At 50.3% G+C, this 26,471-nt stretch carries 21 protein-coding genes; 20 read left to right on the forward strand and 1 reads right to left on the reverse strand.

All coding sequences use genetic code 11. The features are described from left to right. The first annotated feature begins 101 nt into the window (after positions 1-101). The 6 genes from leuB to CGC65_RS04660 all read left to right on the forward strand — a co-directional run bounded on the left by leuB (position 102) and on the right by CGC65_RS04660 (position 8,475). Positions 102-1,187 (forward strand): 3-isopropylmalate dehydrogenase, encoded by a 1,086-nt coding sequence (leuB, locus tag CGC65_RS04635; protein ID WP_002568089.1) that lies wholly within the window; start codon positions 102-104, stop codon positions 1,185-1,187. 56 nt (positions 1,188-1,243) lie between these two features. Then, positions 1,244-2,908, forward strand: coding sequence for a dihydroxy-acid dehydratase (gene ilvD / locus CGC65_RS04640; protein ID WP_002568088.1), 1,665 nt, complete (start codon positions 1,244-1,246; stop codon positions 2,906-2,908). A gap of 45 nt (positions 2,909-2,953) precedes the next feature. After that, positions 2,954-4,636 carry a biosynthetic-type acetolactate synthase large subunit gene (gene ilvB / locus CGC65_RS04645; protein ID WP_002568087.1) on the forward strand — a complete coding sequence of 561 codons (1,683 nt, stop codon included), beginning with the start codon at positions 2,954-2,956 and terminating at the stop codon, positions 4,634-4,636. 239 nt (positions 4,637-4,875) lie between these two features. Further along, on the forward strand, positions 4,876-5,961 hold the full coding sequence (serC, locus tag CGC65_RS04650) for a 3-phosphoserine/phosphohydroxythreonine transaminase (protein WP_002568086.1): 1,086 nt from the start codon (positions 4,876-4,878) through the stop codon (positions 5,959-5,961). A 36-nt stretch (positions 5,962-5,997) separates the two neighbouring features. Then, a complete protein-coding gene (locus tag CGC65_RS04655; RefSeq protein ID WP_002568085.1) occupies positions 5,998-7,161 on the forward strand; it encodes a phosphoglycerate dehydrogenase in 1,164 nt (387 codons plus the stop codon). Between the two features lie 51 nt (positions 7,162-7,212). Beyond that, a complete protein-coding gene (locus CGC65_RS04660; protein ID WP_002568084.1) occupies positions 7,213-8,475 on the forward strand; it encodes a DUF1015 domain-containing protein in 1,263 nt (420 codons plus the stop codon). An 837-nt stretch (positions 8,476-9,312) separates the two neighbouring features. On the opposite strand, the gene CGC65_RS04670 is transcribed toward CGC65_RS04660, so the two are convergent. Next, on the reverse strand, positions 9,313-9,996 hold the full coding sequence (locus CGC65_RS04670) for a GntR family transcriptional regulator (protein ID WP_002568083.1): 684 nt from the start codon (positions 9,994-9,996) through the stop codon (positions 9,313-9,315). Positions 9,997-10,231: 235 nt separating this feature from the next. On the opposite strand from CGC65_RS04670, the gene CGC65_RS04675 reads away from it, so the two are divergent. From CGC65_RS04675 to CGC65_RS04740, 14 genes are all read left to right on the forward strand, one after another. After that, positions 10,232-11,260 (forward strand): zinc-binding dehydrogenase, encoded by a 1,029-nt coding sequence (locus CGC65_RS04675; protein ID WP_002568082.1) that lies wholly within the window; start codon positions 10,232-10,234, stop codon positions 11,258-11,260. Positions 11,261-11,311: 51 nt separating this feature from the next. Further along, a complete protein-coding gene (locus CGC65_RS04680) occupies positions 11,312-12,430 on the forward strand; it encodes a C4-dicarboxylate TRAP transporter substrate-binding protein (RefSeq protein ID WP_002568081.1) in 1,119 nt (372 codons plus the stop codon). Between the two features lie 29 nt (positions 12,431-12,459). Then, entirely contained in the window at positions 12,460-12,972 is a 513-nt protein-coding gene (locus CGC65_RS04685; protein WP_002568080.1) for a TRAP transporter small permease, read from the forward strand. After that, complete coding sequence (locus CGC65_RS04690; RefSeq protein ID WP_002568079.1) at positions 12,965-14,251, forward strand: TRAP transporter large permease; 1,287 nt, start codon at positions 12,965-12,967, stop codon at positions 14,249-14,251. Before CGC65_RS04685 ends, CGC65_RS04690 begins: the two co-directional genes overlap by 8 nt. Before the next feature lie 25 nt (positions 14,252-14,276). After that, positions 14,277-15,560: a nickel pincer cofactor-dependent isomerase, group 22 gene (locus tag CGC65_RS04695; RefSeq protein WP_002568078.1), complete on the forward strand. Its 1,284-nt coding sequence runs from the start codon at positions 14,277-14,279 to the stop codon at positions 15,558-15,560. An 80-nt stretch (positions 15,561-15,640) separates the two neighbouring features. After that, positions 15,641-16,981: a tagaturonate reductase gene (locus CGC65_RS04700; RefSeq protein WP_002568077.1), complete on the forward strand. Its 1,341-nt coding sequence runs from the start codon at positions 15,641-15,643 to the stop codon at positions 16,979-16,981. A gap of 47 nt (positions 16,982-17,028) precedes the next feature. After that, entirely contained in the window at positions 17,029-18,513 is a 1,485-nt protein-coding gene (locus CGC65_RS04705) for a UxaA family hydrolase (RefSeq protein WP_002568076.1), read from the forward strand. Between the two features lie 222 nt (positions 18,514-18,735). Further along, positions 18,736-20,205, forward strand: a complete 1,470-nt coding sequence (locus CGC65_RS04710) for an ABC transporter substrate-binding protein (RefSeq protein WP_002568075.1) — start codon at positions 18,736-18,738, stop codon at positions 20,203-20,205. Positions 20,206-20,294: 89 nt separating this feature from the next. Next, positions 20,295-21,185 (forward strand): carbohydrate ABC transporter permease, encoded by an 891-nt coding sequence (locus CGC65_RS04715; protein ID WP_002568074.1) that lies wholly within the window; start codon positions 20,295-20,297, stop codon positions 21,183-21,185. Further along, entirely contained in the window at positions 21,175-21,999 is an 825-nt protein-coding gene (locus CGC65_RS04720) for a carbohydrate ABC transporter permease (RefSeq protein ID WP_002568073.1), read from the forward strand. The genes CGC65_RS04715 and CGC65_RS04720 overlap by 11 nt, the downstream gene beginning before the upstream one ends. A gap of 38 nt (positions 22,000-22,037) precedes the next feature. Continuing rightward, a complete protein-coding gene (locus CGC65_RS04725) occupies positions 22,038-23,216 on the forward strand; it encodes an ABC transporter ATP-binding protein (RefSeq protein ID WP_002568072.1) in 1,179 nt (392 codons plus the stop codon). Beyond that, on the forward strand, positions 23,185-23,964 hold the full coding sequence (locus tag CGC65_RS04730) for a sugar phosphate isomerase/epimerase family protein (protein WP_002568071.1): 780 nt from the start codon (positions 23,185-23,187) through the stop codon (positions 23,962-23,964). The genes CGC65_RS04725 and CGC65_RS04730 overlap by 32 nt, the downstream gene beginning before the upstream one ends. Before the next feature lie 208 nt (positions 23,965-24,172). After that, on the forward strand, positions 24,173-25,195 hold the full coding sequence (locus CGC65_RS04735) for a LacI family DNA-binding transcriptional regulator (protein WP_002568070.1): 1,023 nt from the start codon (positions 24,173-24,175) through the stop codon (positions 25,193-25,195). A gap of 192 nt (positions 25,196-25,387) precedes the next feature. Beyond that, positions 25,388-26,464 carry a TRAP transporter substrate-binding protein gene (locus CGC65_RS04740; protein ID WP_002568069.1) on the forward strand — a complete coding sequence of 359 codons (1,077 nt, stop codon included), beginning with the start codon at positions 25,388-25,390 and terminating at the stop codon, positions 26,462-26,464. The last annotated feature ends 7 nt before the right edge of the window (positions 26,465-26,471 follow it).

The raw sequence follows: 26,471 nt of genomic DNA on the forward strand, positions 1-26,471 counted from the left end.
AAAGGTTGAAATACCTTTTCAAATGATATATGATTGAAAGAAATTATATTATTATGGATAGATATAACCATAAAGAATAGAAGACAGGGGAGATATGCACTATGAATTATAATGTGACTGTGATTCCAGGCGATGGGATTGGACCGGAGATTGTGAGGGAAGCCAGGAAGGTGCTGGACCAGGTGGGAAAGGTGTTCGGCCATTCCTTTGATTATACAGAGATTCTGATGGGGGGATGCTCCATTGATGCGTACGGTGTGCCCCTGACAGAGGAAGCCCTGGAGACGGCCAGAAAGAGCGATGCAGTGCTTCTGGGGGCTGTGGGCGGAGACGTGGGGAACTCACGGTGGTATGACGTGGCTCCTAACCTCAGGCCCGAGGCAGGGCTTCTGGCTATCCGCAAGGGGCTGGGGCTGTTCGCTAATATCAGGCCGGCTTATCTTTATAAGGAACTGGCTGAGGCCTGCCCTCTGAAAAAGGAGATTATCGGGAACGGATTTGACATGGTTATCATGAGGGAGCTTACAGGCGGCCTTTATTTTGGGGACAGGTACACAAGGGAAGTGGACGGCGTCATGACAGCCGTGGACACACTTACATATAATGAAAAGGAAATCAGAAGGATTGCCGTCAAGGCCTTTGATATTGCCATGAAGCGCAGGAAGAAGGTAACCAGCGTGGACAAGGCCAATGTCCTGGATTCCTCCAGATTGTGGAGGAAGGTGGTGGAGGAAGTGGCCGCTGATTACCCGGAGGTGGAGCTGTCCCACATGCTGGTGGACAACTGCGCCATGCAGCTGGTCATGAATCCAGGCCAGTTTGATGTGATTCTCACAGAGAATATGTTTGGGGACATCCTTTCGGATGAAGCCAGCATGATTACGGGCTCTATCGGAATGCTGTCATCTGCCAGCATGAATGAGAGCAAATTCGGCCTCTATGAGCCCAGCCACGGCTCTGCGCCTGATATTGCGGGAAAGGATATGGCTAACCCCATTGCCACCATCCTCTCGGCGGCCATGCTGCTGCGCTATTCCTTTGATATGGACCGGGAGGCGGACGCTGTTGAAAAGGCGGTACAGGCTGTGCTCACAGAAGGGTACCGAACCGGGGATATTATGTCCGAGGGATGTACCAGGGTGGGCACCTGTAAAATGGGTGATTTGATTGCGGAACGGATTGGATGATTGACAGACGGACGGTTATGACTGGATGATCCGGATTAGATGAAAGGGGATACAACATGAAAAGTGATGCGGTTAAGACAGGTATGCAGCAGGCACCCCACAGGTCCCTGTTTAATGCTCTTGGTATGACAGAGGAAGAGATGAGAAAGCCTCTGGTGGGTATTGTAAGTTCCTATAATGAGATAGTTCCGGGCCATATGAACCTGGATAAGATTGTGGATGCCGTGAAGCTGGGCGTTGCCATGGCCGGCGGTACTCCGGTGGTGTTCCCGGCTATTGCTGTCTGCGATGGTATTGCCATGGGGCATATCGGCATGAAGTATTCCCTGGTGACCCGGGATTTGATTGCGGATTCCACGGAGTGTATGGCGCTGGCCCATCAGTTTGACGCGTTGGTAATGGTGCCTAACTGTGATAAGAATGTTCCGGGACTTCTGATGGCAGCAGCCAGGATTAATGTGCCCACCGTGTTTGTCAGCGGCGGTCCTATGCTGGCCGGCCATGTGAAGGGGCATAAAACCAGCCTTTCCAGCATGTTTGAGGCGGTGGGCGCTTACGCGGCAGGCAACATGTCTGAGGAGGATGTGAAGGAGTTTGAGAATAAGGCATGTCCTACCTGCGGTTCCTGTTCCGGCATGTATACGGCTAACAGCATGAACTGCCTGACCGAGGTCCTGGGTATGGGACTTAAGGGAAACGGCACCATCCCGGCTGTTTATTCCGAGCGCATCAAGCTGGCGAAACATGCCGGCATGAAGGTGATGGAGATGTACGAGAAGAACATCCGCCCAAGGGATATCATGACAAAAGAAGCATTTATGAACGCCCTGACCATGGATATGGCGCTGGGATGCTCCACCAACAGCATGCTTCACCTTCCTGCCATTGCCCATGAGGCGGGCGTGGAGCTGAATGTGGATATTGCCAACGAAATCAGCGCAAGAACCCCCAACCTGTGCCATCTGGCGCCGGCAGGACCTACCTACATAGAGGATTTGAACGAGGCAGGGGGAATCTATGCGGTTATGAAGGAAATCAGCAAGAAGGGGCTTCTGAACCTGGACTGCATGACTGTCACGGGCAGGACCGTGGGAGAGAATATAAAGGACTGCGTCAACAGGAACCCGGAGGTTATCCGTCCGGTGGAGAATCCCTACAGCCAGACCGGCGGCATTGCCATATTAAAGGGCAATCTGGCACCGGATTCCGCAGTGGTGAAGCGCTCCGCTGTTGCGCCTGAGATGTTAAAGCATGAGGGACCGGCCAGGGTATTTGACTGCGAGGAGGATGCCATTGATGCCATCAAGAACGGCAGGATTGTAGCCGGAGACGTGGTGGTTATCCGCTATGAAGGACCTAAGGGAGGTCCGGGCATGAGGGAGATGCTCAACCCTACCTCTGCCATTGCCGGTATGGGACTGGGCTCCACGGTGGCCCTGATTACAGACGGACGTTTCTCCGGCGCCTCCAGAGGCGCTTCCATCGGCCACGCCTCACCTGAGGCAGCAGTGGGAGGCCCCATTGCCCTGGTGGAAGAGGGGGATATTATTTCCATTGATATTGACAACCATGAGCTGAACGTGCTGGTATCCGACCAGGAGATGGAAGCCAGGAAGGCCAAGTGGCAGCCCCGCACACCGCAGGTTACCACAGGATATCTGGCCAGATACGCGTCCCTGGTTACTTCCGCTGACAGGGGAGCTGTGCTGCAGGTAAAATGATTATCGGGGCATCATGAAATAACATGAAGAAAAGGAGTGCAGTATATGAGCAAATTGACGGGGGCAGAGATTGTAGTTGAGTGTTTGAAGGAACAGGGCGTGGACACCGTATTTGGTTATCCGGGCGGCGCTATCCTGAATATATATGATGCATTGTACCAGCACCAGGATGAGATTACCCATATCCTGACATCCCATGAGCAGGGAGCTTCCCATGCGGCTGACGGCTATGCAAGAGCCACCGGCAGGGTGGGCGTGTGCCTGGCCACATCCGGTCCGGGCGCCACCAATCTGGTAACAGGCATTGCCACTGCTTATATGGATTCCGTGCCGGTGGTGGCCATTACCTGCAACGTGACCAACAGTCTGCTGGGCAAGGACAGTTTCCAGGAAATCGACATTACGGGCGTTACCATGCCCATTACAAAATATAATTTCATTGTTAAGGATGTAAACCGTCTGGCAACGGTTATCCGAAGGGCATTTACCATTGCCCAGACAGGCCGCCCCGGCCCTGTGCTGGTGGATATCACCAAGGACGTGACGGCTGCGCCCTGCGAATATGAGAAGCAGGTTCCGGAGGAAATCGTTCGCCAGAGCGATACCATTACAGAGCAGGACATGGACCGGGCTGTGGAGATGATCCGCAAAGCGTCAAAGCCGTTTATCTTTGTGGGCGGCGGCGCTGTGCTGGCCAATGCGTCCGACGAGCTGAGGGCATTTGCCCATAAGATTCAGGCGCCGGTAGCGGACAGTCTTATGGGAAAGGGCGCGTTTGACGGGGCTGACGAGCTGTACACGGGTATGGTGGGCATGCACGGCACCAAAACCTCCAACTTCGGCATAACCGAGGCCGACCTGCTGATTGTGGTGGGCGCCAGGTTCAGCGACCGCGTGACCGGCAATGCGTCCAAGTTTGCAAAGAATGCAAAGATTCTCCAGCTGGACATCGACCCGGCAGAGATTAACAAGAATATTAAGGTGGACGCCAGCATCATCGGGGATGTGAAGGTCATCCTGCGCAAGCTGAATGCCAGGCTGGACCCGGTGAACCACGACGAGTGGATAGCCCACATAGAGCGCATGAAGGATATGTACCCCCTGCGCTATGACAAGAACCTGCTGACAGGTCCTTTCATCGTCCAGACCATCAACGAGGTGACGGGCGGGGACGCTGTCATAGTCACTGAGGTGGGACAGCACCAGATGTGGGCGGCCCAGTACTACCAGTACCGCCAGCCCCGCACCCTTCTCACTTCGGGAGGACTGGGAACCATGGGTTACGGCCTGGGTGCCGCTATAGGCGCAAAGATGGGATGCAGGGATAAGACGGTTATCAATATTGCAGGCGATGGCTGTTTCCGCATGAACATGAACGAGATTGCCACGGCAACCCGGTATAATATCCCTGTGGTGGAGGTTATCGTGAATAACCATGTGCTGGGCATGGTACGCCAGTGGCAGACCCTGTTCTACGGCAAGCGCTATTCCCAGACCATACTGAATGATTCCGTGGATTTTGTGAAGATAGCAGAGGCCATGGGGGCCAGGGCTTACCGTGTGACGCAGAAGGAGGAGCTGGAGCCGGTGCTCCGGGAAGCCATTTCCTTAAATATTCCTGTGGTCATTGACTGTCAGATCAGCTGCGATGACAAGGTATTCCCCATGGTATCACCGGGAGCGCCTATTGCAGATGCTTTTGACGATACAGACTTGAAAATTAATTAAAAACAGTGTATAGTAGTCTTTAATATCTTGGCTGCGTTATCAGATTAGCACGATAAAGCGACAGAATGCAAGCCGGGACAGGTGGGACAGATATACGATGGAGTATACAGTCAGGCGACTTCTCTGTATGCGGTATGGCATTGTATTGTGCCGGGTTCCGCATATGGAGGAGTCCTCTGTGTATATATATTAAAGAGGATATGTGCAGCAAGTACAACCATTTAAAGGAGGAGAACAAGATGAGCAGAGTTTACAATTTTTCAGCCGGACCGGCCGTTTTGCCGGAGGACGTCCTGAAAGAAGCCGCGGCAGAGATGCTGGATTACAGGGGAACAGGAATGTCAGTGATGGAGATGAGTCATCGATCTAAGGCTTATGACACCATCATCAAGGAAGCTGAATCAGACCTGCGGGATCTTTTACATATTCCGGATAATTATAAGGTGCTGTTTCTTCAGGGGGGCGCATCCCAGCAGTTTGCCATGGTGCCCATGAACCTGATGAAGAACAAGGCGGCAGATTACATCCTTACCGGACAGTGGGCTAAGAAGGCATATCAGGAAGGCGCCATTTACGGAAAGGCCAATGCCATTGCGTCCAGCGCTGACAAGACCTTCAGCTATATTCCGGATTGCTCCGACCTGCCTGTTTCCGAGGACGCGGATTATGTGTATATCTGTGAGAACAACACCATTTACGGCACCAAGTACTGGACCCTTCCCAACACAAAGGGAAAGCTTCTGGTAGCTGACCAGTCCTCATGCTTTCTGTCCGAGCCAGTGGATGTGACAAAGTACGGCCTGATCTTTGCAGGCGCCCAGAAGAACGTGGGACCGGCGGGAACCGTCATTGTCATTGTGAGGGAGGACCTGGTGACAGAGGATGTGCTGCCCGGAACACCTACCATGCTCCGTTATAAGACCCATGCAGACGCAGAGTCACTGTACAATACCCCGCCTACATACGGCATATACATGTGCGGAAAGGTATTTAAGTGGCTGAAGGCCAGAGGCGGCCTGGAAGCCATGAAGGAATACAACGAAAAGAAGGCTGAGATCCTCTATAATTTCCTGGATGAAAGCCAGTTATTTAAGGGTACTGTGGTTAAGAAGGACCGCTCACTGATGAACGTGCCCTTCGTGACAGGGGACGAGGAACTGGACGCCCTGTTTGTGAAGGAGTCAAAGGCAGCGGGCTTTGAGAATCTGAAAGGACACAGAACCGTGGGCGGCATGCGCGCCAGCATTTACAATGCAATGCCTGCGGAGGGTGTTGGGAAACTGGTGGAATTTATGGCTGACTTCGAGAAGAAGCACAGGAAATAAAAGTCTTTGGACATATAAGAGGAGAGTTGGATTATTATGAAAAAAATTCATTGCTTGAACCCCATTGCAAAGTGCGGCACGGAGCTGTTTCCGGCCGGATATGAGATGACAGACAAGGCAGCTGATGCTGACGCCGTCCTGGTGCGCAGTGCTTCCATGCATGATATGGAACTTCCTGAGAACCTGCTGGCAGTGGGCCGTGCGGGAGCAGGTGTCAACAATATTCCTCTGGACTCCTGCGCCCAGAAGGGCATCGTTGTATTTAATACACCGGGAGCCAATGCCAACGGCGTAAAGGAGCTGGTGATCGCAGGCATGCTCATGGCATCCCGCGATATCGTGGGCGGTATCGAGTGGTGCAAGGCCAATGCGGAGGATGACAACATCACCAAGGATACAGAGAAGAGCAAGAAGGCATTTGCTGGCTGCGAGATTAAGGGCAAGAAGCTGGGAGTTATCGGCCTGGGCGCCATCGGGGCGGAGGTTGCCAACGCAGCCACCCATCTGGGAATGGAGGTATACGGATACGACCCGTATATTTCCATCAACGCGGCCTGGAGACTGTCCAGGAATGTAAAGCATATCACCAACGCGGACATCATTTTCCAGGAATGTGATTATATCACCATCCATGTGCCTCTTATGGATTCCACCAGGGGAATGATCAACAAAGAAAAACTGGCTATCATGAAGGATGGGGTGGTAATCCTCAACTTCTCCAGGGACACCCTGGTCAATGACGATGATATGGCGGAAGCGCTGGATGCAGGAAAGGTGCGCTACTATGTCAGCGATTTCCCCAATCCAAAGGTTGCAAACATGGAGAGGGTCATCCTGCTTCCCCATCTGGGCGCTTCCACAAAGGAGTCCGAGGACAACTGCGCGGTGATGGCTGTGAAGGAGCTGACAGATTACCTGGAGAATGGAAATATTAAAAACTCCGTTAATTTTCCGTCCTGCGACATGGGCATGTGCCAGGCAGAGAGCCGTGTGGCCGTGCTTCATATGAACATTCCCAACATGATTGGACAGATTACAGCTATATTGGCCGAACAGGGCATGAACATTTCCGACATGACCAATAAGAGCCGGGATAAGTATGCCTACACGCTGCTGGATTTGGAGCACAAGGCAGAGGATTCCACTATTCAGAAGCTCAGGGCCATCAAAGGTGTGCTGAGGGTGCGGGTGGTTAAGTAACTGCCCGTTTCCGTGGACGGACTGTAACCTTAGATAAACAGGAGAGAAACTATGGCAGTAGTAAAACCATTTATGTGTATCAGGCCCGCGGCGGACAAGGCGGCCCGGGTGGCGGCCCTGCCCTATGATGTGTATAACAGAAAGGAAGCCTGCCAGGCCGTTAAGGGCAATCCCCTTTCCTTCCTGAACATTGACCGGGCTGAGACTCAGTTTGGGGATGATGTGGATACCTATGACAGCCGTGTCTATGACAAGGCCAGGGAGCTGCTTGATTGTCAGATTGAGGAAGGGGTCTATGTGACTGACCCTGAGGAGAATTATTACCTCTATGAACTCACCATGGAGGGAAGGAGCCAGACCGGTATTGTGGCCTGCTGTTCCATTGACGACTATGTGAACGGCGTGGTGAAGAAACATGAGAATACCAGGGAGGATAAGGAGCTGGACCGTATCCGCCATGTGGATGCCACCAACGCCCATACGGGCCCTATTTTCCTGGCCTACAGACAGAATCAGGAGCTTAAGGCCCTGGTGGCCCAGGTAAAGGAGGAGGCGCCTCTGTATGATTTTGTGTCGGAGGACGCAATCCGCCACAGGGTGTGGATGATTGGCGCCAGAAGCATGGTGGAGGCCGTGGAGGCTGCTTTTGCAGCCATACCGGGCACTTATATTGCAGACGGCCACCACAGGGCTGCCTCCGCTGTGAAGGTGGGGCTTAAGAGAAGGGAAGAGAACCCGGATTATACGGGGAAGGAACCCTTCAATTATTTCCTGGCCGTACTGTTCCCGGACGAGGAGCTTAAGATACTGCCCTATAACCGGGTGGTAAAGGATTTGAACGGATTGGGACAGGAGGATTTTCTGGCTGCTGTGGCTGAGCGGTTTGATGTGGCTGCATGGGGGGATCCTGGCTGCGGGGAACCGGGGGCAGACGCCTTCTGGCCCAGGGAAAAGGGAACATTCGGCATGTTTCTCGGCGGCAGATGGTACTGTCTCAGGGTGAAGCCGGAGTTTCAGAGCAGCGATCCGGTGAAGGGACTGGATGTGTCCATTCTTCAGGACCAGCTTTTGGGTCCGGTTCTGGGGGTAGGTGATCCCAGGACGGATAAACGCATTGATTTCATCGGCGGCATCAGGGGATTAAAGGAGCTGGAGCGCAGGGTATCCGAGGATATGGAAGCTGCGTTCTCCATGTATCCCACTTCCATAGAGGAGCTGTTAGCAGTGGCCGATGCAGGGCTTCTCATGCCTCCTAAGTCAACCTGGTTTGAGCCGAAGCTGCGGAGCGGGCTGTTTATACATAGGTTGGGGTAGGATACGCGGACGCGCTTTGGGGGCTGCGTCCGTGAGAGGCGGGAACGCAGCCCGGGAGGCGGCGGTTTCCGCAGTGGGAGAGACTAAGGCCCAAGGGGCGGGAAAACCCGGGGACCGCAAAAATTACGCCGAACTCCTGATGAGTTCGGCTCCATCTTTGCTTTGCTCCGGGCGTGGAGCGCCCTGCGCAACCCCGGCTTTTCCCGCCCCTTGGGCCTAAGTCTCTCCGAACTGCTCCAAAACCGCCTCCCGCCCTGCGTTCCCGCCTCTCACCCACTACATTTCCAGAGCGTCCGCTGTCTCTTCCCCGCATAGGTATAGAAAAAGGATCTCTGGCTGATGATACTGGGGAATCGGAAAGAGGCTGCCTGTTTGTACTTAGATTAACATTTACACAGATAATACTCAGCCAGAGGGCCGCATATCAGGATGAAATCAAGATAATGCGGCCTTTTATATTGTCCTGTATATTGTTTGGTATGCCAATATCCCTGGCATGCCATTTTTCTTTTTTTACCTGATTTTGATATAAATGATGCAGGCGGGACGATACGTTGCGGGTGAGTGGGATGGGGGCGGGGGAGGCGGATGCATCTACAGGAGCGTTGGTATCACTAAGGCTGTGGGAAGCGGCTTTAAGATTCAGGCGTACCCTTGTCTGAGCTCAGTACCTGGATTCCTGGCAGTATCTAAAGCGCGAGTTGGGTCGCCTGAATCTTGTTTAAAGCCGATTTCCGCGGCCTTAGTGATACCCGCTCCGCAGCCAGCATCCGCCTCCCCCGCCCCCATCCCGCTCACGGATGGATGCCCCTCCGCCTCATTTACATCCAAACCCAATCAGAACCCAATATTATTACTGTCAATACTGTCAAATACCAGCTTGAAAGTAGACCTCTTAGACTCATCCAGATGATACAGTAGCTTTTCTACCGCAGTATCCCAGTCCTTTTGCAGGCAGGGGATAATGATGTCGATGTGTTCTCTGAAGGTATCCTCCAAACGGTTGTTGGAGATATTGCCTGTCATGAAGCGGAAACGCTCGCTCTGGGTCTGTATCAGTGCGTAATTCTGGCGCAGGTAAATGTTAGGGCAGGCGTCCATAATCATTTGGTGGAAGGAGGAGTCTAAGTCATAAAAGTAATTGTTGTTCTGGAAGCACTCGCTGTTTGCGTCCTTATGGGAAAAAATGTGATAGAATTCGTTCAGCTTGTCCTCGTCCAGAAATGAACCGTAATTTTTCAGAATATAAGGCTCATATAATTTCCGTATCTCAAAAATCATGTTCACATCCTTAATGGACAGGGCGGTTACGGTGATTCCTTTTTTTGGTTTTATCTCAATAAGGCCCTCCTGCTCCAGCCTGCTTAAGGCATCACGGATGGGTGTTCTGCTTATCTTTAATTCATCAGTCAGTATTTCCTCATTTAAAAATGTCCCCGGCGCATATTCACAGGTGACGATTTTTTGCTTGATTGTGTTGTATGCCAAGGTTTTCAGATTGGTTTTAACCATGATGAACATACCCCCCCTCTTTTAATATATATGAAAGTATTTTATCATAGATATCGCGCCGGTTCAATAAGGGGGTGAAATAAAATGGTTGAACAATAGTTATATTGCATAAAAATATGGAATAAAATCGGTCATTATATACAAAATATAAAACACGGTCAGAAAATCAGTTGACATGATGTATTCATTAATATATACTATGATGTATACAACAAAGAATATATCTCAGCTGGGAGGAAGATTAATGAAAGCAATGTATATTAATGCACCCGGTCAGGTAGAGTTCAGGGATATCGACAAACCGGTTAGGCAAAAAGGTGAGGTTCTGCTGAAACTCCTGTATGGGGGAATCTGTGGAAGCGATCTGGGTTCCTACAAGGGGACTTTCGCATACTTCGATTATCCAAGGATACCAGGCCATGAGTTTTCTGCGGAAATTGTGGAGGTGGATGAGGACAATGGACAGGGCCTTCGCCCGGGAATGATTGTAACTTGCAATCCATATTTTAACTGCGGACACTGTTATTCCTGCGAGCATGGAATCGTGAATGCATGTATGGATAACCAGACCATGGGATGCCAGAGAGACGGGGCGTTTCAGGAGTATATAACCATGCCTGAGGAGCGTGTGTATGACGGAAAGGGATTGGATCCCATGCTTCTTGCAGCCATAGAGCCTTTCTGCATCAGCTATCATGGTGTCAGCAGGGCAGAGGTAAAGCCGGGAGACAAGGTTCTGGTCATAGGAGCCGGTACCATCGGCGTTCTGGCTGCGGTGGCAGCCAAGGCAAAGGGGGCAGTGGTTTACATATCCGATGTGTCCATGGGAAAACTGGACATGGCCAGGGAGTTCGGCGTGGATGGCATCATCCTTAATGATTCCCCGGAGGGCTTTGACAAAGCGGTGAAGGAGATTACAGACGGGAACGGGTTTGATATTGCCATTGAGGCGGTAGGACTTCCATCCACATTCCAGAACTGCATTGACGCGGCCTGTTTTGGGGGAAAGGTGGTTGTCATCGGAGTAGGAAAGAAAAACCTGGATTTCAATTTTACACTGCTCCAGAAAAAAGAACTTAATGTATTTGGTTCAAGGAATGCTCTTAAGAAAGATTTTGTGGAGCTGATTGACCTGGTCAAGGAAGGAAAGGTACCGGTAAAGGGAATTATTACCAATATATATAAATTTGAGGATGGGGCCAAAGCATTCAATGATTTTGCTAACAACCCGGGAAATATGCTGAAGGTAATCCTGGACTTTACAGACAGATAAGACACAAAAGGTAAAGGTAACAAAAAATATTAATATATGGAGGGTAAGATTATGAGATTTAACAGATTAGCAGCACTTACAATGGCAGGAGTATTGGCAGCAGCCAGCTTGACAGCATGTGGAGGCGGAAGTACTGGGTCCACTACAGCGGCAGGCACCACAGAGAGTGCGGCGGCAGCCGATTCAGCAACCGATACAACGGCAGCACAGGCAGATGCAGATACAGAGCCGGCAGCAGGCGATGTGGTTACGATTCAGGTTGGCTATGAGAACGCCACTTCTGAGCCGGCAGCAAAGGCTGTTGAGAAATGGAAGGAACTGGTTGAGTCTAAGAGTAACGGAACCATCAAGATGGAACTTTTCCCAAACTCTGCATTGGGCAAGAAGACAGAACTGATTGACCAGATGATTCTGGGCGAGCCCATGATTACAGTGGCAGATGGTGCGTTTCTTGCGGATTACGGAGTACCGGACTTTGGAATTTTCTATGCGCCGTTCATGTTTGATACCTGGGATGAGGAGTGGTCAGCCATTGACAGCGACTGGTACAGGGGACTGTGCGATGAGCTGGCACAGAAGGCTTCCATCCGCGTTCTGTCATCCAACTGGGTATATGGAGCCAGAAATATTCTTTCCGTAAAACCGGTGACGCTTCCGGAAGACCTGGCAGGCCTGAAGCTGAGAGTTTCATCCAACGATCTTTCCATCAGCAGTTTTAATTCCCTGGGAGCATCCTCTGTGGGTATGGATATGGGCGATGTTTACCAGGCACTGCAGGCAAAGACCATTGACGCTGTGGAAAACCCAATCACTCCTCTTGCCAACAGAAGCTTCCAGGAGGTTGCCAAGTATCTGGTAGAGGATGAGCATATACTGGCCACATCCATGTGGATTTGCGGAGATACGTTTTTCCAGAGCCTGACAGCTGACCAGCAGAAGATCCTTACAGAGGCAGCAGACGAGGCAGGACTGTACAATAATGAATTACAGGAAGCAGCAGAGGAAGATGCAAGGCAGAAACTGCTGGATGCAGGCGTGACCATCACTACCCTGACAGACGAGCAGAAGGCAAAATGGATTGAGGCAGGACAGCCATTCTATGATATCGCAGGCGAAACCCTTGGCTGGAGTGACGGACTGTACGACACAGTAAAGGAAGCAGCAAAATAAACAGTTCTGACTACAGATAGGAGCATGGAATGAAAAAAGACAGCAAGCTTTTTAAGATTCTGATTAATCTGGATATAGTGATTGCTTCTATTGCACTGGTTATTCTTGTAGGATGCACATTTGCGGGCGTTATCGCCCGCTATGTGGTTGGAAAACCATTCGGATGGATAGAGGAAATACAGGCTGCGTTCATTGTATGGGTCGTATTTGCAGCAGGAGGTGCGGCTTACCGTACAGGAAACCATTCGGCAATAGAAATCTTATATGAGATATTTCCAAAACCGGTCCGCAAAATCGTGAGTATTTTTATCGGGCTGGTGGTGACAGCGGTACTGGGATTCCTGTGCTATACAAGCATTGGTTATCTTCAGCTTTTCATGCGTACAGGAAGGACAACAGCGGTGCTCAACTTACCGTTTACCTGGATTTATATGATTGTACCGGTTTCCTGTATGCTTCAGATATTTAACTATTTTCTTGTCAATGTGTTTGGTTACGAGGATGAAGTAGAAAAATTGGTAGAGGAGGACGAAGATGAATAATCTGGTTATCATATGCGCAATTCTCTTGCTGGTACTCCTTTTCCTGAAGGTACCGGTGTATATTGCGGTTTTATCAGCGTCAGCCGTTTACTTTATAGGAACGCCCGGAATGAATCTCTCCATATTTGCCCAGAAGACCATAAGCGGCGCAGAGGGACTCTCTCTCCTGGCAATCCCCTTTTTTGTATGTGCAGGCATATTTATGAATTATACGGGCGTCACCAAGCGCATTATGAACTGCTGTGAAGTGCTGACAGCCAGGATGCCCGGAGGACTGGCGCAGGTCAACATCCTGCTCTCCACTCTCATGGGAGGCTTGTCCGGATCCAGCCTGGCAGACGCGGCCATGCAGTGTAAGATGCTGGTTCCAACCATGGAGTCAAAGGGATATTCAAAGTCATTTTCAACCGTCATCACAGCCGCATCCGGCATGGTGGTTCCGCTGATTCCTCCGGGAGTAGGGCTGATTATCTATGGCTGTATCAATAACATATCAATCGGCAAACTGTTCATAGCGGGAATCGGGCCCGGAATTGTTCTCTGTGTGACATTGATGATATTTACACACTTTTTGTCCAAAAAGAGAGGATACCTGCCAAGCAGGACCACTAAGATTCCTGTTTCTGAAAAAATAGCAGCTGTCAGGCCTGCATTTCTTCCATTGCTTTTGCCGATCATTATTATCGGCGGGGTAAGGATTGGCGTTTTTACTGCTTCCGAGGCGGGAACTGTGGCAATCGTATATGCGGTGCTGCTGGGACTTCTGTATAAAGAACTGACACTTAAAAACGTGATGCAGGGGTGCAAGGAAACAGTAACGACAACGGCGTCTATCATGCTTATTGTAGCTGCCGCCACCTGTTTTTCATGGATTCTCACAAAGGAGCAGATACCGCAGCAGTTTTCACAGTGGATGATAAGCAATATCCATAATAAGTATGTATTCCTGATTATGGTCAATATCTTCCTTTTGATCGTTGGTATGTTTATCGAAGGAAACGCATCCATGATCGTGCTGGCACCTCTTCTGCATCCGGTTGCAATGGCTTATGGAATTGATGATATCCATTTTGCCATGGTCTATATTTTTAACTGTACAATAGGAGCATTTACACCTCCCATGGGAACACTGATGTTTGTAAGCTGCGGTATTACCAAGTGTCCTACAAAGGATTTCATAAAGGAAGCAGTTCCATTTTATATCCTGTTTGCAATTGATATTATTGTGCTGACATATATTCCACAGTTGACTACGTTCCTTGTAAATGTATTTTATTAATGCCGGATAAGGAGTGTTGCGGAAAATGAGAGAACGCCAATTTGTAGCGGACCTGGTGAGCAGCCAGGATTTGCCTAAAATGTTTAAAGTAAGACAGACGTTTCCACGGCCCAGGATTGAGCCGGAGGATATACCGGGAATTATACGGGGATACCTGTCCGAGGAGAGTTTTGCAGCGAAAGTCAGGCCGGGTATGAGGATTGCCATTACGGCAGGATCCAGGGGAATTGCAAACGTGGCCCTGGTCACAAAGACAATTGCGGACTATGTTAAATCCAGGGGAGCAGAGCCCTTTGTGGTTCCCGCCATGGGAAGCCATGGGGGAGCTACGGCAGAGGGACAAAAAGATGTCCTGGAGAGTTACGGCATCACTGAGTCTTATCTGGGATGCCCGATTCTCTCATCCATGGAAGTAAAAAAGATAGGCGTCAATGAGGAAGGCATGGATGTGTTCATTGACAAATATGCCGCGGAAGCGGACGGCATCATTGTCAGCTGCAGGATAAAACCCCATACAGCCTTCAGGGGACCATATGAAAGCGGTATCATGAAAATGATGGCCATTGGACTTGGAAAACAGCATGGGGCTGAGGTGTGCCATGAGGCGGGCTTTAAAAACATGGCAAAGTATGTGCCGATGTTTGGAAAAGCAATCATAGAGAATGCACCTGTACTGTTTGCAGTGGCAGTGATAGAAAATGCCTTTGATGAGACCTGTAAGATAGCGGCGGTCCAGGCAGAGGACATAGTGGAGAAAGAGCCGCCCCTTCTCAAAGAGGCATTTACCTACATGCCCAGAATACTGGTGGATTCCTGTGACGTACTGGTTGTGGACCAGATTGGCAAGAATTTCAGCGGTGATGGCATGGACCCGAATATTACGGGTACGTTCTGTACACCCTATGCATCTGGCGGTATCAATGCCCAAAGGGTGTGTGTACTGGATTTGAGCCCCGAAACCCATGGAAACGGAATCGGTCTTGGATATTCCAGCGCAACTACAAAACGGGTGTTTAACCAGCTGGACCTGGCTTCCATGTATCCAAACGCAATAACCTGTACTGTCCTTGGCGGGGTCCGAATCCCCATTGTCATGGAAAGTGATAAGGAAGCCATACAGGTATGCGTCCGCACCTGCAATGAAATTGATAAAAAGAATCCGAGAATCGTCCGGATTCCCAACAGCCTGCACCTGGAACATATCATGCTGTCAGAGGCTTATTATGATGAAGTCAGGAATCATCCCGGCATCACGATTGAAAGCGAACCTGAGTATCTTCCTTTTGATGAGGACGGCAACCTGTGGTAATAGTTAACAATATGAGTTGGATACCCCGCTGCAGACAACGGGGTATCCATTCCTTGTAAACATAAAGATGGAGGTGTATCATGGCAAGAAAAGAAACAGTAATCCAATTTGGCGAAGGCGGATTCCTCAGAGGCTTTGCAGACTATTTTTTCCAGAAGATGCAGGACAAAGGGCTGTTTGACGGCTCTGTGGTCATAGTCCAGCCGATTGAAAAAGGGATGTGCAGCGTACTGGAGCAGCAGGGATGTGAGTACAACCTGTTCCTCAGAGGCATTGATAACGGGCAGGTGGTGGATGAGCACACCCATATTGACATCATATCCAGGTGCGTGAATCCCTATGATGATTTTGAAGCCTACATGAAGCTGGCCGAGAACCCGGATTTCCGCTTTATTGTGTCCAATACCACGGAAGCGGGAATCGAGTATGTGGATTCCAACCAATTTACAGATGCGCCGGCCAGGTCATTTCCCGGCAAGCTGACCCAGCTTTTATATAAGCGGTACCGGCTGGGGCTTAAAGGTTTCATTATTCTCTCCTGTGAGCTGATTGACCACAACGGCGAGGAGCTGGAAAAATGCTGTCTCCGTTACGCAAAACAGTGGGAGCTGGGAGAGGAATTTGAGACATGGCTTGTACGGGAAAATGATTTCTGTTCCACACTGGTGGACCGCATTGTCACCGGATTTCCCAGGGATGAGCATGAGGAGCTCTGCCGGAGGATTGGCGAACAGGACAATATGATGGATACGGCTGAGATATTCCACCTGTGGGTCATCCAGGGAAGCCATGAGGATGAGCTTCCGTTACAAAAGGCAGGTTTTCATGTGGTCTGGACCGACAATGTGGACCCGTATAAAAAGAGGAAGGTGCGTATCCTGAACGGAGCCCATACCTCCATGGTGCTGGGAGCCCATTTATACGGACTTAAGACGGTGGGAGAGTGCCTGAAGGATGAAAAGGTGTCCGCCCTCTTGCGCAAATGCATCTTCAGGGAAATTATACCGGCCATTGGCGATACAGAAGATAACCGGAAATTCGGAGAGGCAGTGCTGGAACGGTTCTCCAACCCCTTTATCAGGCATATGCTCCTCTCTATTGCGCTTAACTCTGTGTCCAAATTCCGGGCAAGGGTGCTTCCCACCATACTGGAATACAGGGATATGTTTGGTTCCTGTCCCCAGGGGCTTACTTTTTCTCTGGCAGCTCTCATGGCATTTTACCGCACCGATGATGCCAATGACAGCCAGGAAATCATGGATTTCATGAAAACAGCTCCGGTGGAGGATATTTTAAAGAGGGAAGATTACTGGGGACAGGATTTAAGCCCCCTTCTCGCTGATGTAAAGAAGTGGTATGAATTGATTGAGACAGAAGGTATGGACAAGGCGTACGACGCGGTTCTGAGTGAATCGGAGTAGATGCCTGTCAGGCATAAATGATATGTGCGGCCCGGAGGAAGAGTTATATGCAGGAGTTTATAAAAATCAACAGGGAAGATACGGTGGCGGTGGCGTTAAAGCCGCTGTCCAAAGGAAGTACAGTTGCGTCAGACCCATATACAGTGGTTTTAAATGAGGATATTCCCCAGGGACATAAGTTTGCAGTCTGCCAAATACCGGAGGGCGCGCCCGTGGTCAAATACGGCTGCCGCATCGGATATGCCTCCCGGCAGATTAATCCCGGGGACTGGGTGCATATCCATAATGTACGCACTGCCCTGGGCGATGTGCTGGAGTATCAATACGAGCCTCAGATAAAGGAACTTCCCAAGTCATCCCCATCCAGCTTTATGGGATATAAGCGGGGGGACGGAGGATGCGGAGTGCGCAATGAACTGTGGATTCTTCCCACCGTAGGCTGCGTGAATTCAGTGGCCAGGGCAATGGAGCAGGAGGCAAAGCGCCGTTTTATGCTGGGAAACGTGGAGGATATCGTGGCGTTTGCCCATCCCTACGGATGCTCCCAGATGGGGGAGGATCAGGAGAATACCAGGAAGGTGCTGGCCGACATCATCCATCATCCCAACGCGGGCGGTGTGCTGGTTCTGGGACTGGGCTGTGAAAACTGCAATATACCGGTTCTGATGGACTATATCGGTGAGTATGACCCGGAACGGGTGAAATTCCTGCAATGCCAGGACTGTGAGGATGAGATGGAAGCTGCCATGGAGCTTCTGGGACAGCTGTATGAGAAGGCTTCCGGGGATGTCAGGGTGGAATGTGACGCGTCTCAGCTGATCATCGGCATGAAGTGCGGCGGCTCCGACGGGCTGTCGGGAATCACGGCCAATCCGGCGGTGGGTGCATTTTCCGATATACTTATATCCAAGGGCGGGACCACGATTCTCACCGAGGTGCCGGAGATGTTTGGCGCTGAAACCATTCTGATGAACCGGTGCCGGGATGAGGAGACATTTGCCAGGACTGTGAAGCTCATCAATGGCTTCAAGGAATATTTCACCAGCCACAACCAGACTATCTATGAAAATCCATCCCCGGGCAATAAAAAGGGGGGTATCTCCACCCTGGAGGATAAGTCTCTTGGCTGCACCCAGAAGTCCGGTTCCTCACCAGTGTGCGGTGTGCTGGAGTACGGCGAACGCGTCAGGGAGAAGGGCCTTAACCTGCTGTCCGCTCCGGGCAATGACCTGGTAGCGGCCACGGCCCTGGCAGTATCCGGCGCCCAGATTGTCCTTTTTACAACGGGAAGGGGCACGCCCTTTGCGACTCTGGTTCCCACCATGAAGATTTCCTCCAATTCAAAGCTGGCCGGATACAAGGCAGGATGGATCGATTTTAATGCCGGCGAAATGGTGGAGACAAAAACGAAGGACCAGGTGGCCATGGAATTGTTCCAATATGTTCTCAGGGTGGCTTCCGGGGAAAAGGTTAAGTCAGAGGAAGCCGGTTTTCATGATTTGGCTATCTTTAAGCAGGGAGTCACATTGTAGATGGATGGCCCGGATTCAGGAATTTAAGGCATGCCCCTACGGCGGGCGGATAAATTGATACAGTATATGTATGGATGAAAGCACGGACAAAAGATTAGGTCCGTGCTTTATTTTTGTACTTTTCCAATTCCTTGCAAAGATTTTACAGATTTTATCTTCCGGAATTTACATTCAATCTTTAAGATAAAACATACAACGGAATGATTAGGAGGAAATGGAGTAATGAGAAGAAGTGTAAAATCTTTGATGGCATTGGCCATGGCAGTTTCAGTGTCAGCTTCAATGGCAGTTTTATCCGGCTGCGGTGCAGCGTCAGGCAGCAAAGCCCGGGATAACGCGGGTGCAGCCAATGCGCAGACCGGCACAGCAGCGGTAAACCAGACCGGAAGCGGGGCAGAGGCCGGCACAGACACTAATACAGATACCAGTACAGATACCGGTACAGGGTCCGGGACCGGGGGAAACAGCTCCTCCGGAGAAAAAATAGTAATCGAATACTGGCACTGTAATGCGGAAACACAGGGAGGATTGGTAGTAGACGAGCTGGTTAAGCAGTTTAACGAAAGCAACGACCACATCCAGGTAGTGGCAAAATACAACCCGGACATGTATAAGGGACTGATGCAGAACCTCCAGGCAGAGGCGGCAGCAGGCAATTCTCCGGCGTTGGTGCAGATTGGCTGGGCATTTCTGGATTATTTTTCCAATAACTTTTCCTATGTGTCCCCTCAGGAAGCCATAGACAGGTTTGACAAGGAGGATGCGGGTTTCCTTCAGGACAAATTTCTTCCCAATGTCCTTGAGCTGGCTGTAAACAGCCAGGGTTCCCAGGTGGGCATCCCCTATTCCCTGAGTAATCCGGTTCTCTACATCAACAAGGACATCTTAAGGGAGGCAGGACTTGCGGAGGACGGCCCGGCTACCTGGCAGGAGGTCAGCGAGTTTGCAAAGACCATCAAGGAAAAGACAGGAAAGTACGGTTTTTATATGCAGGAGCCCGCGGATTTCTGGGCACAGCAGGGACTGATTGAAAGCAGCGGCGCTAAGATGCTGACCACCAACGCTGAGGGCAAAAAAGAGGCCTCCTTTGCCACGGAGGATGGAATTGAAGCCATGCAGCTGATAGCTGATATGGTGAAGGACCAGACCGCTTTACATATCTCCTGGGAGGAAGGGTGCCAGAGCTTTATTGACGGCAACTGCGCCATGTTATACACCACCATTGCCAGAAGGGCTTCCGTGCAGAAGGGCGCGCAGTTTGACGTGGCAACCGTAAAATCCCCCCTGTGGAAAGACAAGGAGCGCATGGTTCCGGCAGGAGGATGCTTCCTGGCTATTACGGCTCAGGGCGATGACCAGATTGAGGCGGCATGGGAATTTGAGAAGTTTCTCTACAGCGTGGAGTCCATGGCAGCCTGGACAGAGGGAACCGGTTATGTGCCTCCCAGAAAGGATGTGGCCGGGGCTGAGAACGGGCTTAAGACATTCCTGGCAGAGAACAAGATGATGAACGCAGCCATCCAGCAGATGGACGGAGTGGTTCCGTGGACAGCGTTTCCGGGAGACGCCGGCCTGCAGGCAGAGCAGATGCTCTTAGACATGAGGGACCAGATTCTGGGCGGGCAGGTGACGGCAGAACAGGGCATGAAGGCAGCACAGGATGCCATCAACCAGCTGCTGGCAGTACAGTAACCGGCTGAAATACAGCTGCTTACAATAAATTGGAGCGGGTATCCCCGGGGACATGGGGATACCTGCCCCTTTATGGAGGTAAAATCAGATTGAATCAGGAAGAAAAAAAGCAGACACTGCTGGGATATCTGTTTCTTGTGCCATCGCTGGCTGTGTTTGCGGTATTCATGTTTTATCCCCTGTTTTATACGATCTATCTCAGTTTTTTTGAGTGGAATATGGTAAAACCGGTGAAAAAGTTTGTGGGGCTGGCTAACTATGCAGCCATTTTCAGGGACCCGAATTCCTGGAAGATTGCGGGAAATACGGCGGTGTATATCCTTGTACTGCTGGTTCTGAATTTTGTGCTGCCCTACATCCTTTCCTTCATCCTGTCAGCGGTGATTAAGAGGGGACAGGGCTTTTATAAAGCTGTGTTTTTCCTGCCCAGCGTCATATCCCTGGTGGTGGGATCCATTCTTTATATCTGGATTCTGAACCCCATTTCCGGCCCTGTGGCCCTTGTGTTAAAGTACTTTGGCCTGGCCCTTCCCTTCTGGTCCAAGGCCGAGGGGTGGGTCATTGCTGTACTGAGCATAATCACCTCCTGGAAGGTGTTCGGCTATAATTTTATCATCATACTGGCAGGTGTGTCCGGGGTATCCCAGGAGGTCGTTGAGGCGGCCAGACTGGACAATATTCCCCTGTGGAAAATCTTCCGCGACATGGTGGTTCCCATGAGCTCGGCCACTGGAATCTACGTGTTTATCACCACCATTGTACAGGGGCTTCAGTATGTGTTTACACCCATCAAGGTGGTAACCCAGGGCGGTCCCAACTACGCCAGCTCCAACCTGATATACATGTCCTACCATGAGGCCTTTACCCTGTACCGCACAGGCACATCATCAGCTGTTTCAGTGATTACCATGGTGCTGTTTATTGTACTGCTGCTTCTGGAATTCCGGTTTGTGGAAAAGGGGGTATACTATGAAAATTAAAGAAATGCAGCCGGGATGGCACCTGCTTCTTCTGTGTGCCGTGTTCCTTATCCTGATGCCCATTGTATTTGCGGTGTCAAATTCCTTTAAGACCATGCAGGATGCCTTTAATACGGTGTTTCAGATTATTCCGGCCAGGCCCACGGTGCAGAATTACATCCATGTATTCAGCAAGCTCCCCTTCTTAAAAATTACCATGAATACATTTTTAATTGCTGCCACTGTAACTGTTTTTAAGACCGTTACCGGCCTGTTTGCAGCCTATTCCTTTGTGTATTTTGATTTTAGGGGCAAGGGAATCCTGTACTTTATCATGCTGGCCACCATGTTCATACCGTTTACCGTTACCATGATTCCCAACTATCTGATGATTTCCAAAATCGGCCTCAGCGACAAGATATGGGGCGTGGCCCTGCCCCAGCTGGCCGATGTGCTGGGAATCTTTCTCCTGCGCCAGTCCATGCGGGGAATCCCCAGGGCTCTTATCGAGGCGGCCAGGATGGAGAATGTGAAGAATCTGAAGATCATGAGGGATATCATCATCCCGTTAGTACGGCCCTCCATCATTTCCACGGGAATCATCTTTTTCATCAATTCCTGGAACGAGTATGTGTGGCCTGTTCTTATACTGAAAAGCAAGGAGAATTATACCCTGTCCCTGGCCCTGCAGATGTACATAAGCGCGGAGGGGGGAACGGAGTTTACCATAGCAATGGCTGTTTCTGTCATGACCATGGTGATTCCGCTGGCATTGTATATCCTGTTCCAGCGCTATATCATCAATACCTTTGCCATGTCGGGAATCAAGGGTTAGGGAGTTGGCGGCCAAGGGAATCAAATAAGGAGAAATCAATGAAAAACATAGTATTTGACCATGTAGTGAAAGCTTATGACAAAAATGTAATCGTAAAGGATTTAAACATGGAAATCAGGGAAGGAGAGCGCCTGATTCTGCTGGGACCTTCCGGCTGCGGCAAATCCACCACCCTGCGGATGATTGCGGGCCTGGAGAGGCTCAGCGGGGGAAATCTCTATATGGACGGCCGTCTGGTAAACGATGTTCCCTGCGGGGAGAGGAATGTGTCCATGGTATTTCAAAACTATGCCCTGTTTCCTCATATGACGGTGCAAAGCAATATCGTTTACGGCCTAAAGGCCCACAAAATGGATCCCGCGGAGATAAAGACCAGGCTTTCGGAGGTTCTGGATATGCTGGACCTGAAAGGGTTGGAGGAGCGCAGGCCAAAGGATCTTTCCGGCGGCCAGCGCCAGAGGGTGGCGCTGGCCAGGGCAGTGGTGAAGCGCTCGGATTATTTCCTTTTAGACGAACCGCTTTCCAACCTGGATGCCCAGCTGAGGCTGCGGGCCAGGAAGGAGCTGGTGAAAATCCATGAGATGTACCATCAGACCCTTATTTATGTGACCCATGACCAGATTGAGGCCATGACCGTGGGACAGCGCATTGCTCTGATGCATGAGGGGAAAATGCAGATGCTGGACACCCCTGCCAATGTATACAACCGCCCCGCCAATGTATTTACTGCAAAATTCATCGGATCCCCCTCCATGAATATTGTGGAGGCATCCTATACCAGGGGAACGCTGGTGATCGGCAGACAGGTGGTCTGGCTGCCGGACATGTGGTCAGGATTGGCCTCCCGCAACGAATCCGGCCGTCTGTTCCTGGGAATACGCCCGGAGCACATGATTTTGCACCGCAGGCGCCAGGAAAATACCCTGGAGGGAACCGTCAAGTACGTGGAGGATTACGGCAACCGGTACGGCGTATATGTGCAGGTGGACAATATGGAAATTATTGCTGTAAGCGAGGGGGATGTCCCTGCTCCGGGAGAGAGCGTATACATCCAGCCGGATTTTGACAGAATCCATCTCTTTGACAGGGCTACCCAGGTGTCCCTGGGCTATCCGGAGCAGCTAAGGGCTGCCAGGGAGCCGTATATACTCCAAAAAGGTGCCAGTAAGAAGGGAGAGAACGGCCATGGCTTTGCTCATCAGTACCAATATGTATAAGGCGGAGGAGTTTAAGCGGATTCTGTCCTATGTGGAAAAATGGAAGGGACAGGTGGGAGTGGAAGTATTTCCCATGTTCCACCGGCAGGCATTCGCCTCTCTCCTTGAGGAGAGCATGGACATGTTAAAACATGTTCCCATCAGCTTTCACGGCCCCTATTACAAGGCGGAGCACTCGGCGCCCCAGGGAACCCAGGAGTATGAGTACACCATGGAACTGGTGGGCCAGACCCTCCGCTACTCAGAGAGGCTTAACAGCCGCTATATGGTTTTTCATCACAACAACTGTGCTGTCAGGGATGAGGAGAGGATGCTGCGGGATTCCTGCGCCAATTACCGCAGGGTGGAGGAACTGTTTCGTCCCCTGGGAATACCGGTGGCCGTGGAGAATGCGGGGGTCATGGACCGGAACAATATGCTGTTAGATGAGAGCGGCTTTGTCTCCCTGTGCCGGGCGGAAGGATACCCGGTACTCATAGACATCGGCCATGCCCATGCCAATGGCTGGGACCTGCGCAGCGTTATGGAACGCCTGAAAGGGCAGATTCTGGCATATCATCTTCACAATAATGACGGAGTTCACGACAGCCACAGACGGATTGGGGACGGAACCCTGGATTTTGACAGCTTCATGGCATGGGCCGGGGAATATACCCCTCAGGCTGACCTGGTAGTGGAGTACGGCATGGAGACAGCGGATGACTGCCTGGGAATCGAAGCGGATGTGGAGCGTTTATTAAAAATATGAGTCTGGATGGAGAAGTTAGAAGCCTGGGAAAAAGAAAAACAAAAAAACCGCTAATTTTTGGCGGTTTGATATGTGAAATGTAGACAAAAAAATGTAAAAAATAAAATTTAATATTGACATTATTAAACGGGGAGTGTATATATAAGATATAAATGATTGCGTAGTCATAAAATATGACGACGTAATCAATCACGGTATAGGTGGTTATATGATAGATAAAAGAATGATAAAAAGCATTTCTTCGTTTGATGTGGCAAAGAGGGCCGGGGTATCCCAGTCTTCTGTATCCAGGGTCTTTAATGAAAAGTGGAATGACAGGATAAGCCATAAGACCAGGGAAAAGGTGCTGAAGGCTGCTGAAGAGCTTGGATATAGTCCCAATGCACTGGCCAGAGGTCTTAACTCCAACCGGACCGGGATAATCGGAGTTGTGTTGTCTGACACATATAACGTGTACTACTATGGCCTGCTTAATATCCTTACCAATCTTCTCCAGGAATATGGGCTGAGGGTAATGGTGTTCAACACGGCTCCGGACAGTGACATCAATCAGATACTCAGAAGGCTTTTGGAGTACTGTGTGGACGGTATCATCATCACCTCATCGGCCCTGACCCACAAGATATCCGGGGAGTGGAAAAAGAAGGGAATACCTCTTGTCCTTCTCAATGTATACAGTCCTAATACGGATATTAATATGGTATATTCCGACAATTACGGGGCCGGGGAGAGGGCGGCGAGATTTTTGCATGGATTAGGGATGCGGGAATTTGCATATGTTTCCGCGGAGGAAAGCTGTTATCTGAATCACGATGAGCGCCAGGAAGGTTTTCTGGGCGGCCTTAAACAATGCGGTATAACCCAGTGTATGATACAGGCAGGCGATTATTCGTATGAGTCCGGCTATCGGGCAGGCGACCGTATATTTGCCTCGGGACTGCCTGTGGAGGCAATCTTCTGCGCCAATGACCTGATGGCTCTGGGAGTCATGGACTGCGGACGGTTAAAGTATAAGTATGTGCCGGGTGAAGATTATTCTATTATGGGATTAGATGATACGTTTGCAGCATCTTTAAGGTCGTATTCCCTCACTGTACTGCAGCAGCAGAATGACATTCTGTGCAAAGAGGCTGTCCGGGTCCTGATAGAGAATATGGAGAATCCGGAGATGCCCCCAGAGACGGTAGCGGTTCCTATGCAGCTGATTGTGAGGAATACTGTCCGTCATTAGAACAAATGGATGATTGACAGACATTAAATGTCAATCATTTATTTTACAGGAAAATGACTACGTATTCATTTTCCGCAGATATATTCTGATTAAACCTGATGGGAAGGGAGGGATAAGGGAAGGTCAAACCGGTAATTGGGGAATCAGTGAAGCAAATAATCGTAAATGTGTTGATGGAGAAAGGGGTTTAAAATGAAAAAAACAATGAAAAAGGTTATAACAATCAGTCTGGTAGGATTAGCTCTCGCGTTAACGGGCTGCGGTACAGAGAAACCAGCTGCTGCAAAGCAAGAGCAGGGAAGCGGGGAAGACGCTCCCTCGCCGTCCGGCGCTGAATCATCCAAGCTGGAAATCAGAATTGCCCATCAGGCAAATGAAAAAGAGGCCACCCATCAGGGTTTTCTGAAGTTTAAGGAAATTATTGAAGGGGAGGACGTGGGAATTGAGGTCAAAATATTTCCTAATGCGCAGGTAGTGGGATCCGACCGCGACAGTATCGAGGCCGTTACCCTGGGAGAGATTGATATGACTTCTGTGGCAGAGCTACAGTTTGCGCCGAATATTAAGGAGTTTTATGTATTTAACGCGGACTACCTGTTCGATGATTTAAAGGATGCCAAGGCGAAGCTGGACGGAGAGCAGGGGGATTTGCTGAAAAAGGCTGCTGACGATAAAAATATGGGCGTCAAAGTGGCTGCTTTCTTTGGAAGCTCAGGAAGGATATTCTGGAATAATGTAAGAGAAGTGAACACTCTGGCGGATTTCCAGGGAATTAAAAGCAGGGCGCCGGAGAATCCCATTAACATTGCGGAGCTGGAAGCACTGGGATGTATCCCTACACCTATGGCATGGAATGAGCTGTATACAGGTCTTCAGCAAGGCACGGTAGACGGTCTGGTTTCATCAAAAATGCCTATCATCCAGCAGGGGCTTATAGATGTACTGAAGTACGCAACCGATACCAATCACAGTTATTCCATCAATGTAATACTGATCTCTTCCGCCAAATATAATTCTTTTTCTGAAGAACAGAGAGCTGCATATGATAAGGCAATCGCCGGGGCAGCAGAGGAGGAGTGGAAGATTGCCATGAAGGAGGAGGAGGATTCCGTACAGAAGATTAAAGAGCTTCAGGAACAAGGCAAGATTCTCTATACGGAGCTGACCGATGAGGCCAGGGCGGAAATCAAGGAAGCTATGGTGGCGGCGACCGAGCCTAAAGTGGAAGAAATGTGCGGCAAAGAGATACTGGAGACATTCAGGAACTGATGACTGC

Origin of the sequence: Enterocloster bolteae (assembly GCF_002234575.2) — a bacterium.
Taxonomy (GTDB): domain Bacteria; phylum Bacillota; class Clostridia; order Lachnospirales; family Lachnospiraceae; genus Enterocloster; species Enterocloster bolteae.